12 protein-coding genes are annotated in these 12,316 nt (G+C 72.5%); 8 read left to right on the forward strand and 4 right to left on the reverse strand.

All coding sequences use genetic code 11. The features are described 5' to 3' along the window. The 3 genes from ACIPYW_RS02770 to ACIPYW_RS02780 all read left to right on the forward strand — a co-directional run bounded on the left by ACIPYW_RS02770 (position 1) and on the right by ACIPYW_RS02780 (position 1,649). Positions 1-753 carry a hypothetical protein gene (locus tag ACIPYW_RS02770; RefSeq protein WP_400410544.1) on the forward strand — a complete coding sequence of 251 codons (753 nt, stop codon included), beginning with the start codon at positions 1-3 and terminating at the stop codon, positions 751-753. A gap of 74 nt (positions 754-827) precedes the next feature. Continuing rightward, a complete protein-coding gene (locus ACIPYW_RS02775) occupies positions 828-1,088 on the forward strand; it encodes a DUF3072 domain-containing protein (protein WP_290132802.1) in 261 nt (86 codons plus the stop codon). A 120-nt stretch (positions 1,089-1,208) separates the two neighbouring features. Next, on the forward strand, positions 1,209-1,649 hold the full coding sequence (locus tag ACIPYW_RS02780; RefSeq protein WP_400410545.1) for a DoxX family protein: 441 nt from the start codon (positions 1,209-1,211) through the stop codon (positions 1,647-1,649). A 118-nt stretch (positions 1,650-1,767) separates the two neighbouring features. On the opposite strand, the gene ACIPYW_RS02785 is transcribed toward ACIPYW_RS02780, so the two are convergent. After that, entirely contained in the window at positions 1,768-2,889 is a 1,122-nt protein-coding gene (locus ACIPYW_RS02785) for an NAD(P)-binding domain-containing protein (protein WP_400410546.1), read from the reverse strand. A gap of 160 nt (positions 2,890-3,049) precedes the next feature. On the opposite strand from ACIPYW_RS02785, the gene ACIPYW_RS02790 reads away from it, so the two are divergent. Then, the gene (locus ACIPYW_RS02790) at positions 3,050-3,265 is read left to right on the forward strand and encodes a DUF3073 domain-containing protein (protein WP_022905133.1); all 216 of its coding nucleotides are present in this window, start codon (positions 3,050-3,052) and stop codon (positions 3,263-3,265) included. A 309-nt stretch (positions 3,266-3,574) separates the two neighbouring features. On the opposite strand, the gene purM is transcribed toward ACIPYW_RS02790, so the two are convergent. After that, positions 3,575-4,678: a phosphoribosylformylglycinamidine cyclo-ligase gene (gene purM / locus ACIPYW_RS02795; protein ID WP_400410548.1), complete on the reverse strand. Its 1,104-nt coding sequence runs from the start codon at positions 4,676-4,678 to the stop codon at positions 3,575-3,577. Positions 4,679-4,748: 70 nt separating this feature from the next. On the opposite strand from purM, the gene purF reads away from it, so the two are divergent. Further along, a complete protein-coding gene (gene purF, locus ACIPYW_RS02800) occupies positions 4,749-6,206 on the forward strand; it encodes an amidophosphoribosyltransferase (protein WP_290132806.1) in 1,458 nt (485 codons plus the stop codon). 84 nt (positions 6,207-6,290) lie between these two features. Here the strand turns inward: purF and ACIPYW_RS02805 are convergent, their stop codons facing one another. Beyond that, the gene (locus ACIPYW_RS02805; RefSeq protein WP_400410549.1) at positions 6,291-6,686 is read right to left on the reverse strand and encodes a hypothetical protein; all 396 of its coding nucleotides are present in this window, start codon (positions 6,684-6,686) and stop codon (positions 6,291-6,293) included. Positions 6,687-6,806: 120 nt separating this feature from the next. On the opposite strand from ACIPYW_RS02805, the gene ACIPYW_RS02810 reads away from it, so the two are divergent. Continuing rightward, complete coding sequence (locus ACIPYW_RS02810) at positions 6,807-9,392, forward strand: LuxR C-terminal-related transcriptional regulator (RefSeq protein ID WP_400410550.1); 2,586 nt, start codon at positions 6,807-6,809, stop codon at positions 9,390-9,392. 280 nt (positions 9,393-9,672) lie between these two features. On the opposite strand, the gene ACIPYW_RS02815 is transcribed toward ACIPYW_RS02810, so the two are convergent. Then, the gene (locus ACIPYW_RS02815) at positions 9,673-10,035 is read right to left on the reverse strand and encodes a sterol carrier family protein (RefSeq protein ID WP_400410551.1); all 363 of its coding nucleotides are present in this window, start codon (positions 10,033-10,035) and stop codon (positions 9,673-9,675) included. 58 nt (positions 10,036-10,093) lie between these two features. Here ACIPYW_RS02815 and purD point away from each other — a divergent pair, with 58 nt between their 5' ends. Beyond that, positions 10,094-11,362, forward strand: a complete 1,269-nt coding sequence (gene purD, locus ACIPYW_RS02820) for a phosphoribosylamine--glycine ligase (protein WP_400410552.1) — start codon at positions 10,094-10,096, stop codon at positions 11,360-11,362. Next, on the forward strand, positions 11,359-12,225 hold the full coding sequence (locus ACIPYW_RS02825) for a phosphoribosylaminoimidazolesuccinocarboxamide synthase (RefSeq protein ID WP_400410553.1): 867 nt from the start codon (positions 11,359-11,361) through the stop codon (positions 12,223-12,225). Before purD ends, ACIPYW_RS02825 begins: the two co-directional genes overlap by 4 nt. Positions 12,226-12,316: the final 91 nt, after the last annotated feature.

The raw sequence follows: 12,316 nt of genomic DNA on the forward strand, positions 1-12,316 counted from the left end.
ATGACCCCGACCGATCTCCGCGCCTTCGCCACGTTCGACGCGCACGGCGGCAAGGTGTCCAAGCGCGTCGAGGTGCTCGACCACGAGCCGCCGGCCGGCAGCCCGCTCGAGGGCCTGGTCGCCGTGCGCGGGGAGCACCCCCTCGGCGCGGTCGACGAGCGTGCCGCCGACGACTCGGCAGCGCTCTCGCGCGGCGAGCCGGCCATCGGGTGGGTCGACCCCGCCACACTCCGCGACTGGTACCGACCGGACCGCGTCGTGATCACCCGCCTCGAGGCTCGCCGGTCCGGCATCGTCCCGGGTCTGTACGCCGACTCGCGTGGGCGCGGTCGGGTGCGGATCGACGGCCGGGAGGCGCTGCTCGCCCCCGACGGTCGGCCTGCCTTCCGTGCACTGGCCGGCCCCGACGACGCTCCGGTGGTCGACGTCCCGCTGCCGAAGGACCAGGCCGTCCGACTCGTCGCGGTGACCGCGGTCGGCGAGGGTCTCGAGATCGTCACGACCCCGGTGTCACCGTTCCTGTCACCCGGTCGGTACGCCGCGTACGCGGCCGACGTCCCCGGGCTGCCGCCGCGCCCGTCGACGGGGACCGAGCGGGTGACCGCGTCGGTGCTGCTCGACGGCGCACTGCACCCGGTCGACCGGATCGACGAGCGGGCGGCGACGATATGGATCGAGCGCGGTGGTTCGGTGGTCCCGATCGCACTGAGCGGGATCGGCCCCGACCTCGTGCGGTACGCCGCCTCCGCCTGACGCACGTCCTGCCGCTGCTGTCGGGGGACGCCGCGCTGGGGTGCGCGTCGGTGGCCCGGCGTAGCGTCCGCACCATGACCGATGCAGACCAGACCGACCACACGGGCGAGACGCTGGGTGGCCCGCGTCCGGACCCCTCGACGACCGCGAGCAAGGACCCCGAGGACTGGGTCACCGGTGACGAGCCGATGACCGGCCCGCAGCGGAGCTACCTCGACACCCTCGCGCGTGAGGCCGGCGAGGAACTCCCCGCCGACCTCACGAAGGCCGAGGCGTCGGAGCACATCGAGCGGCTGCAGGCGCAGACCGGGCGCGGGTCCGACGCCGCTTCCTGAACCCGGGTCCACCGAACGGCGGACCGCTGTCTGGGCATGTCCTGGCGAAGCCCTGGCGAAGTCCGCCGAGACCCCCGTCCGGGGGTATTCGATGACGTGTCACCCGCTAGCTTCTCGGGCATGCGAACGACATCGACCTCGATCGGCCTCACCGTGCTCCGCGTCGTCCTCGGCGTGGTGTTCATCGCTCACGGCGCGCAGAAGTTCGCGCAGGGCATCCCGAACGTCACCCAGGGCTTCGCGGGCATGGGCGTCCCGCTCGCCGACGTCGCCGCACCACTGGTCGCGGGGCTCGAGCTCGTCGGCGGGGTGTTCCTCGTGCTCGGCGTCGCGACCCGCGTCGTCGGGGTGCTCCTCGCGGTCGACATGGTGGTCGCAGGCCTGCTCGCCCACTCCTCGGCCGGGTTCTTCTCGCAGGACGGCGGCTTCGAGTACGTCCTCGTCCTCGCTGTCGGATCCCTGGCGGTCGCCCTGACCGGTCCCGGGCGGTTCTCCCTCGACGCGCTCCTGCTGCTCGCTGCCCGACGGCGTCGGGGCGTGGACCAGCCGCTGCCCGCCTGACCCGGACGACCCCGGCGCGACCTCGGACGGCCGGGAGGCGCGGCGCACGACCTGCGCCGCGCCTCCCGTCCGTCCGTTCGTTCTCTCGACCGTCCGTCGGCCCGGCCGCTGGCCGCAGTCAGGCGGCGTCGGCGAGCACGTCCACGACCTGCCGGGCGATGCGCCGACCCGCGCGGTTCGCACCGATCGTCGATGCCTGCGGGCCGTAACCCGCCAGGAACAGACGCGGTTCGTCCTTCGAGCGGCCGTCCGACACGACGATCCCGCCCTGCGCGGTGCGGAGCCGCAGCGGTGCGAGGTGGCGGAGGTCGGCACGGAAGCCCGTCGCCCACAGGACGGCATCGGCGTGCACGTGCTCGCCCTCGGCGGTCACGACGCCCGTCGCGTCGAGTCGGGCGAACATCGGCGAGGCCACCAGCGTGCCGCGGTCGATGCCCGCTCGGATGCGCCTCGTGACCGGGATGCCGGTGCCGCTGACGATGCTCGGCAGGACCCGACCGGCGCGTGCGGCACGGTCCTGCTCGTCGACCGCGGCGACCGCCGACTCCAGGTCGAGCGAGGCCGAGTCCGACCAGACGACGGGGCGCCTCGTGAACCACCGCGTGGACCGCGCGACCCCGTCGAGTTCGAGCAGGAACCCGATCGCGCTCGTCCCGCCGCCGACGACGACGACCGCCTGCCCGGCGAACTCCGTGGCGCTCCGGTACTCCGTCGTGTCGAGCTGCCGGCCGGTGAAGACGTCGCGCCCCGGGTACCACGGCACGAACGGGGTGCCCCACGTCCCGGAGGCGTTGACGACGACCTCGGAGCTGATCCGGCTCGTCCGACCGTCCGGAGTCTGCAGGGTCGTACAGAGTCGGTCGGAGCCCTCGACCCGGGTGACCGAGGTGACGGCGACCGGACGACGGACGCGGAGGTCGTAGTGCTGCTCGAAGCGCCGGTAGTACTCGGCGACGACGTCCCGGGCGGGTCGAGCGCGGTCGGCGTCGTCGAACGTGAGGCCCATCGCCCGCATCCCCGGCAGGTCGTGGACCCGGTGCGCCGCGCCCAGCCGCAGGGCCTCCCACCGGTACTGCCACGCGCCGCCGGTGTCCGGCCCGCGGTCGAGGACCACGAGGTCCGAGCCCGGCGCGAGTCCGAGGCGGCGCAGGTGGTGGGCGACCGAGAGCCCGGCCTGACCCGCGCCGATGACGACGACACGCGCGTACTGGTCCGGGGCGGGGTTCGTGGCGTCGCTCATCACATCCGATTCTGCTGTGTCCGCCGTGCTCGGGGCGACGTCCAGATCGGGGTACATGGTAGAGTGATCGGCAGATTTCAAACCACGAACCGTCCGATTCCCCGGGTGTCCAATCGCACCCGCCAGGATCGGACCAGAGCCGATCACGAGGGGGTCACGCATGGGGCGCGGCCGTCAGAAGGCAAAGCACACCAAGGTCGCCCGGGAGCTGAAGTACTTCAGCCCGGAGACGAACTACGGTGCGCTCGAACGCGAGCTCTCCGCCGGGCAGCACTCGGACGAGAACTCCTACGTCGACCGCTGGGCTGACCAGTACGGTGACGACGAGGACGACCTCGAGCTCGAGCAACACGAGGACCAGAACAAGTCCGCCTGAGCCGTCCTCGTGCGACACGCCGCTCACCCTCGGGTGCGCGGCGTTTGCGCGTGTGCGGCGCCCGTCGGCTCAGGTGCGGTGCGGTGCGGACCACGCGTGAACGTCCGGCCACGGTCACGACTCCCCGCACGCCGGGCGCCCGGTGGTCACGTCGTGTCGCTTCGGCTCGCCGAGAGCGACCATCCGTGACCGTCGGGCGGTGCGCACGCGGGGTGTTGCGACCACCCGCGGCAGGCGCTCGGGCGCGTCCGGCGGCCGGACGGCGGGTCGTGGGTCCCGCCCGCGCACGCCTCCGCCCGGCCGGGCGCGTCAGGCGGAGTACGCCCCCACGAGGCGCACGGCCCCGCCGTCGACGCCCTTCGCGCCCTGCTCGAAGCCGGTGAGGTCCTCGCGCGGCGCGGTCGAGATCGTCCCGACCGACCACGACGGCAGCCCCGCGGCGCCGAGCGACGCGATCACGTCCGACGCAGCACCCGCCGACACCACGGCGAACATCCCGATGCCGAGGTTCCACGTGCCCTCGGTGTCCTCGAGCGGCGTCCCCGCCATCGAGGCCAGCACCCGGAACACGGGCAGCGGGGACCACGTCGAACGGTCGACCTCGACCCACGAGCCGACCGGCAGCACGCGGGCGAGGTTCGCGGCGATGCCCCCACCGGTGACGTGCGAGAGCGAGTGCACCGCGCCGGGGTGCGACGACAGCAGGGACAGCAGCGGGCTCGTGTAGAGACGCGTGGGCTCGAGCAGGGCCTCGCCCACGGACACGCCGGCGCCGAACTCCGCCAGCTGGTCGGTGTACTGGACGCCCCGCGTCGACAGGATGTGCCGGACGAGGGAGTAGCCGTTCGAGTGGAGCCCCGACGACGCGATCGCCACGACGACGTCGCCGTCCTCGACCAGGTGCGCGCCGAGCTGCCGGTCGGCCTCGACGACACCGGTCGCCGCACCCGCCACGTCGTAGTCGTCCGGACCGAGGAGCCCCGGGTGTTCCGCGGTCTCGCCGCCGACGAGCGAGGTCCCCGTCGCCGAGCAACCGCGGGCGATCCCGGCGACGATGTCGGCGATCCGGTTCGGCACGACCCGGCCGCACGCGATGTAGTCCGTCATGAACAGCGGCTTCGCGCCGACCACGACGATGTCGTCGACGACCATGCCGACGAGGTCCTGCCCGATCGTGTCGTGCTTGTCGACGGCCTGCGCGATGGCGACCTTCGTGCCGACGCCGTCGGTCGAGGTGGCGAGCAGCGGGCGGTCGTACTCCTTGAGGAACGCGACGTCGTACAGACCGGCGAAGCCTCCGACGCCGCCGAGCACCGACGCGTCGTGCGTGGCCGACACCGCCGACTTCATGAGTTCGACCGCGAGGTCTCCGGCTGCTGTGTCGACGCCGGCCTCGGCGTAGGGGTTCGTCATGCGTCGTCCTCCGCGGGGCATGGCAGACTTGTTCGGTCCCCCCGATTCTACGGTCTGGAGCACACCGCGAATGTGCGGCATCGTCGGGCTCGTCGCCCAGAGTCCTGCCAACCAATCCATCTACGACGCTCTGCTCCTCCTGCAGCACCGAGGACAGGACTCGACCGGCATCGCCACGGTCGAGGGTCACATCCACCACATGCACAAGACGCGTGGGCACGTGCGGGAGGCCTTCCGCACGCGTGACATGCGGTCCCTGCTCGGCACGATGGGCCTCGGCCACGTGCGCTACGCCACGAAGGGCGCCGCGAGCAACGAGGAAGAGGCGCAGCCGTTCTACGTGAACGCGCCCTACGGCATCGTCCTCGTGCACAACGGCAACCTGACGAACACACGGGAGCTCACCCGCGAGCTGTTCGACATCGACCGTCGGCACCTCAACACGAGCTCCGACACCGAGCTGCTCGTGAACGTCCTCGCCCACGAGCTGCAGGGCCAGGTGCGCGGCAAGGACCTCGACCCCGGCCAGGTGTTCGACGCCGTGGAGCGCGTGCACGAGCGCGTCGAGGGCTCCTACGCCGCCATCGCCACCATCGCCGGACACGGCCTGCTCGCGTTCCGCGACCCGTTCGGCATCCGCCCGCTCATCCTCGGACACAAGTTCGACGAGGCCGGCCAGCCGGAGTGGGTCGTCGCGTCGGAGTCGCTCGTCCTCGAGTCCGGCGGCTACGAGATCGTCCGCGACATCGCCCCGGGTGAGGCCGTCTTCATCGAGATGAACGGCCAGATGCACGCGCGGCAGTGCGCGAAGAACCCGCGGCTCGTGCCCTGCTCGTTCGAGTACGTCTACCTCGCGCGTCCCGACTCGGTCATGAACGGCATCTCGGTGTACGACGCCCGGCTCCGCCTCGGCAACCGCCTGGCCGACACGATCGAGCAGTACGCGCCGACGGGGAACATCGACGTCGTCATGCCGATCCCGGACTCCTCGCGCCCGGCCGCGATGCAGGTCGCGCAGAAGCTCGGCATCGAGTACCGCGAGGGCTTCTACAAGAACCGCTACGTCGGCCGGACGTTCATCATGCCGGGACAGGCGGAGCGCAAGCGGTCCGTCCGCCAGAAGCTCAACGCCATGTCCTCGGAGTTCAAGGGCAAGAACATCCTCATCGTCGACGACTCGATCGTGCGCGGCACGACGAGCAAGGAGATCGTCGAGATGGCCCGGGCCGCCGGCGCGAACGAGGTCACGTTCACGAGCGCCGCTCCGCCCGTCCGGTACCCGCACGTCTACGGGATCAACATGCCCACGCGCGCGGAGCTCATCGCGCACGACCGGAAGATCCCGGAGATCAACCGGGTGCTCGGCAGCGACCACCTGATCTACCAGGAGATCGCCGACATGCGCGATGCGATCATCGAGGGGTCGGACGTCACCGACCTCGAGATGAGCTGCTTCACCGGCGAGTACGTCACGGGCACCGTCAGCCCCGAGTACCTGTCCTGGGTCGAGGCGAACCAGCTCAGCTAGGTCCGGTCGCCCAGGGCGACCAGCAGACGGACGGGAGGCCCGTGGCGACACCGCCACGGGCCTCCCGTCCGATCAGGGGTCGCGTCAGCGACCGGCGACGTCGTCGCCGTGGTCCTCGACCTCGCCGTCGACCGTCTCCGGCGCGGGTTCGACGTCCACGCGCTCGGCGGTCAACGCCGCCGCACGGCGCGCGAACACGCGGTCGAGCACGACGGCGACCACCGCGCCGACGAACGCGCCGATGGTCACGCCCCACAGCGAGAAGTACCCCACGAGCGAGCCGAAGCTCGCGGTCTCCTGGTGGTCGCCGCGGTCGAGGTTCATCGTCGCGGACACGACGACGAGGGTGACGAGGAAGCCGAGCACCGCGCCGCCGACGATGAAGACGCCGAACTTCGGCGCGCGTCGGATGGTGACCTCGTCGGAGGTGGAGACGGCGTTCGGGGCCGGTCGTTCTTCGGGTCCGTCGGTGGTGCTCACCAGCCCATTGTCCCCCACTGTGGGACGTGCTCCGGCCTGTGCGCGGAACGCGATCCGGTGCAGGATGGTCCCCACCGGTCGCGCCCTGACGACGGGTGGGGAGGGAACGAGGTGACACGCATGCGCGGACGCACCGAGCGTGGTCACCGGTCCGGTCCCCACCGCCGCCCGCCCGCGCGGATCGCCTGGCCGATCGCCCGCCGCGAGGAAGAGGACCGCGCGGTCGCCGTCGTCGCCGAGCACCGGTGGAGCGTCGCGCTCGTCGGCGCTCCGGGCCTCGGGAAGACCACCGCCGCCGAACGGATCACCGACCGCGTCGTCGGTCGCGACGCCGCGGGACGGACACTCGTCGTGCCGATCACGGCGGTCGCGGCTGGCCGGTCGATGCCCTTCGACGCGGTTTCCGGACACTTCGGCGAACTGCCGACCACGTTCGCGGAGCTCGCCGACGAACGTCAAGCGGCCGAGCGGCTCCGGTCGCTCGGTGGCGCGGACCGCGACGTGCTGCTCCGTGTCGACGACGCCGACCACCTCGACGCGATCTCCGCCCGGTACGTGGCGTGGCTCGTCCGCCACCAGGACGCCCGGCTCGTGCTGACCTGTCGGGACTTCACCGCGCTGCCCGAACCCCTCCGCGCCCTGTGGCAGGACGACCTGCTCGAACGCATCGACCTCCAGCCCCTCGACCTCCACGCGACCACCGACCTCATCGCGACCGCGCTCGGCGCTCCGTTGGAGAACGCTTCGGCGGAACGCGTGCACCGCGCGACCGCGGGCAACCCGCTGTACGTCCGCGAGGTCGTCCGCGCCGCCCTCGCCTCCGGGGCGCTCGAACAGACCGCGTCGGGGTGGTACTGGCGCGGACGGGTCACGGCGTCGAACAGCCTCGCCGACATGTACCGCACGGAGCTCGGCACGCTGCCCGAGGACCTCCGTGACGTCGTCGACATCGTCGCGCTCGCCGACCCGATCCCGCTCCCCCGGCTGCTCGCACTCGTGGCCGGCGGGGACATCGACCGGGTCGTGGCGCTCGGCCTCGTGCGGATGGACTCGACCGAGGACGGGACCGTGGTGGTGCGGCCGTCGCACCCCCTCGTCGGCGAGGTCGTCCGCGCCCTCGTGCCCGTCGCCCGTCGCACGCTCCTCTTCGCCCGTGCGAACGCGTTCCGCGCCGACCGCGCGGAGGGCGCTCCCCCGGCAGCCCGGCTCCGAGCGGCGCTGTGGTCGCTCGAGTGCGGCGTGCAGCCGCCGACCGCAGCCCTGCTCGACGCCGCACAGGTCGCGGTCCGGCTGCAGGAGCTGGAGAGCGCGATCGCCCTGACCTCGGCCGCACTCCGGACGTCGCTGTCGTGCACGGGGCGGATCGCGGCCCTCGTGCTGCGGTCGCTGGCGCACTCGTACAGCGCCGGTCGCGAGGCCGGTCGGGCGGACGCCGAGGCCGCGTGGTCGATCGCGCGCACGTCGGACGACGTGGACGACGCGGCGGTCATCGAGGCGTGCGAGACGCTCGCGAACATCCGCCAGTTCCACGACGACGACGTCGACGCCGCGGTGGCGCTCACCGACTCCGCGACCGAGCTGGTCGGTCCGGAGGCCGCCGAGCGGCTCCGGCTCCTGCGCCTGGCGCACCTGGGGTGGGGCGGTCGGTTCGCCGGCGTCCGCGCCGAGGTGGACGCGACCGGCATCGTGCACGCCCCGACCGTGCCGTTCGGCTTCCTCTGCGTCGCGCCGTGCGCCGTGATGGGCCTGGCCACCGCCGGGCGGCTCGACGACGCCGTGACCCTGGCACGCAAGGCCCTGCAGACCGCCGTGGTGAACCTCGAGGACGCGCCGTGGAGCGTCGGGGAGATCGTCTCCGTCCTCCACCAGGTGCAGGTGTGGCGCGGGGACGTCGCCGACCTGCTCACGGAGGTGCCGGTCCGACGGTCGAGCCCGTACCTCATGTACGACTTCACGCTGGAACTCATCGGCGACGGCAACCTCGCGATCGGGCAGCGGCGGTGGGACGACGCGATCGCCGCGTTCTCGGCGGCGTGCGAGCGCTACGACGTCGCGGACCACGGCGGCTTCGCGGCGTACCCGTGGGCCCGACTCGCCATGGCCTACGCCTACGCCGGTCGGCTCGAGGAGGCCGCCGTCGCGCTCGACCGGGCCCGGACGACGCCCCTGCGCGCCATGCGGATCACGGGCGAACAGGTGGCCGTGTCGATCGCGTGGACGGAGTGGCTCCTCGGCAACCCCGAGGGACAGCGTCACATGGACGAGGTCATCGAGCGGTCGACCACCGCGGGCTCGTGGACGCACGTCATGTACGGGCAGACGCTCCACTACGCGAACGACCTGCAGGCCGGTCGGGACGACGGACCGTCCGCGGACCGGCTGCGGGTCGCCGCCCAGCGGGTGGACGGGCCCCTCGCCGCGGCGATCGTCGAGTACCTGGACGCCGTCCGCGCCCGGGACCGACCGCGGGTCATCGTCGCGCAGGGCGTCCTCGCCTCGCACGGGATGTCCGTCACCGCAGGGCACACGAAGCCGCCGCTGACGAACCGCGAGTACGAGGTCGCGAAGCTCGCGGCTGAGGGACTGAGCAACCGACGGATCGCGGAGACGCTCGGGCTGTCCGTCCGGACCATCGACGCCCACCTGTCGCGCGTGTTCCAGAAGTGGGAACTGCACGCGCGGACCGAGCTCGCCGACCTGCTCTGAGCGGTGCCGGAACCGCTCGACGCCCCTCCGGTCGACCTGCCCGCTCCGGCCGATCACCGCAATCTGCGTTGCGGGATGCAGCACGACGCGCCGAATGGTTGACACAGCGGGCCGGAAATCGCGTAGCGTGTGGTGTGTCGCCGGGTTCGGACCCGTTCGGGTCGGGTCCGAATCCCGGCGACTTCCACGATAGGCAACCGGTTGCGTGGGGCGCATCGGTAGGACCTACCTAATTCGCTTCGCCTCGCGAGCGATCTCCCGTCGCACCGCGGGCCGCGGGTCAGGCCGGCAGGCGTACCGGCAGGAAGTCGGTCAGGTCCGCCCGCGAACCGGACGCGCTGACCCGCGCGGCATCGACCGCCTCGTCCCAGCGCAGCGTCCCGGTGGCGAGGGCGATCCAGGTCGCGGCGTCCGTCTCCACCACGTTCGGTGGGGTGCCGCGGGTGTGCCGCGGACCGGGGATCGCCTGCACGGCCGCGAACGGCGGGACGCGGACCTCGACGCTGTTGCCCGGGACGTCCTCGGCGAGCCGCTGCAGCGTCCACCGGACCGCCGTCGCGACGTCGGTGCGCTGTGTGCCGCCCTCGACCACCGCGGCGAGCGCGCGCCGTCCGTCCTCGTCGTCGATCGTCCTGCGGGGCATGTCCACAGGCTAGCGACGCCGATCGCAACGCGGCACCAGCGCTCGGTAGGCTGGCCGGGTGCGAATCCTCGTCCTCGGTTCCGGTGCCCGCGAGCACGCCATCGTCACGGCCCTCCTCGCGGAGCAGGCAGGGCACGTCATCACGGTCGCGCCGGGCAACGCCGGCATCGCCGCGGACGTCGAGACCGTGTCGCTCGACCCGACGAACGGAGCGCTCGTCGCCGAGTACGCGATCGAGAACGACGTCGAGCTGGTCGTCGTCGGTCCGGAGGCACCGCTCATCGCGGGTGTCGCCGACCCCGTCCGCACCCGCGGCATCCCGGTCTTCGGTCCGGGCAAGGCGGCTGCGCAGCTCGAGGGGTCCAAGGCGTTCGCGAAGCGGATCATGGCCGAGGCGGGCGTCCCCACCGGCCGTCCGGTGTACGCGGGCACGGTCGACGAAGCCGTGGCCGCGCTCGACGAGCTCGGGGCACCGTACGTGGTCAAGGCCGACGGGCTCGCGGCCGGCAAGGGCGTCCTCGTGACGGAGGACCGGCAGGCCGCGGTCGACCACGCCACCTACTGGCTCCAGCACGGGCACGTCGTGGTCGAGGAGTTCCTCGGCGGCGAAGAGGTCTCCCTGTTCTTCCTGAGCGACGGGCACGACGTGCGGCCGCTCAGCCCCGCGCAGGACTACAAGCGCCTCGGCGACGGCGACACCGGTCCGAACACCGGCGGCATGGGCGCCTACTCGCCCCTCCCCTGGCTCGCGGACCGCTGGGCATCCGAGGACGCCTTCGTGGCCGAGGTCACCGACCTGGTCGCCCTGCCGACGGTCCGGCGTCTCGAGCACGAGGGCACGCCGTTCGTCGGCCTGCTGTACTGCGGGCTCATCGTCACCGAGCAGGGTGTCCGCGTCATCGAGTTCAACGCCCGCTTCGGCGACCCGGAGACCCAGGTCGTGCTCCCCCGCCTGGCGACCCCGCTGAGCGGCCTCATGCTCGCCGCGGCGACCGGACGGCTCGGCTCCGTGCCGGCGCCGGAGTTCCGCGCCGAGTCCGCGGTGACCGTGGTCCTCGCGAGCGAGGGCTACCCGGAGAACCCGCACACCGGTCGTCGGATCACCGGCATCGACGCGGCGAACGCGCGGCCGGGCGTCTCGGTCGCCCACGCCGCGACGGGGCTCCTCGACGGCGAGCTCGTCGCCACCGGCGGTCGCGTGCTGAGCGTCGTCGCGACCGGCGCCGACTTCGCCGAGGCCCGTGAACGGGCGTACGCCGGTCTGCACGACATCACGCTCGAGGGTGCGCAGTACCGCACGGACATCGCCGCGAAGGTCGCCCGGTGAGCGCCCCCGTCGTCGACGGCTGGCAGCACGTCGCCTCGGGCAAGGTCCGCGAGCTCTACGTCCCGACCGGCACCACCGGGGTCGCGGACGCGTCCGAACTGCTCCTCGTGGCGTCAGACCGCGTCAGCGCCTACGACTTCGCGCTCGAGCCTCCGATCCCGGGCAAGGGCGAGCTGCTGACGCGGCTGTCCCGCTTCTGGTTCGACCGGCTGTCCGACGTCCAAAACCACCTCCTGCCCGAGTCCGCCGGCGGGACCCCGGTGCCGGCCGAGGTCGCGTCGCGCTCGATGCACGTGGTGCCGCTGACGATGTTCCCCGTCGAGTGCGTGGTGCGCGGCTACCTCGTGGGCAGCGGCTGGGCGGAGTACCAGGAGTCCGGCAGTGTCTGCGGTGTGGCGCTCCCGGCCGGGCTGTCGAACGGTGACCGCCTCCCCGAGCCGATCTACACGCCCGCGTACAAGGCGCCGCAGGGTGAGCACGACGAGAACATCTCGTTCGAGCAGACGGTGGAGCTCGTGGGGCAGCAGGACGCCGAGACGCTCCGCGACCTGTCACTCCGCGTCTACTCCGAGGCCGCGGCGATCGCGCTCGAGCACGGGGTCGTCATCGCCGACACGAAGTTCGAGTTCGGTCGTGACGCCGACGGGGTCGTGCGGATCGCGGACGAGGTCCTCACGAGCGACTCCAGCCGGTACTGGGACGCCCGCGGCGCGAACCGGACCGAGTCGTTCGACAAGCAGATCGTCCGCGACTGGCTCAGCGCGAACTGGGATCGCCAGGGCACGCCGCCCGTGCTCCCCGACGAGATCGTCGAGCGGACAGCCGCCCGCTACCGCGAGCTCATCGAGCGACTCGGCGCCTGACCGACGACGTCGCGCAGGACGACGAGCCAGATCGGCGGCGGCGCCTCGGAGCGGGACGACGAGCCGGACCGGCGCCGGCGTCGCAGGGCGC

This window comes from Curtobacterium sp. NPDC089689 (genome assembly GCF_044749145.1).
GTDB lineage: Bacteria > Actinomycetota > Actinomycetes > Actinomycetales > Microbacteriaceae > Curtobacterium.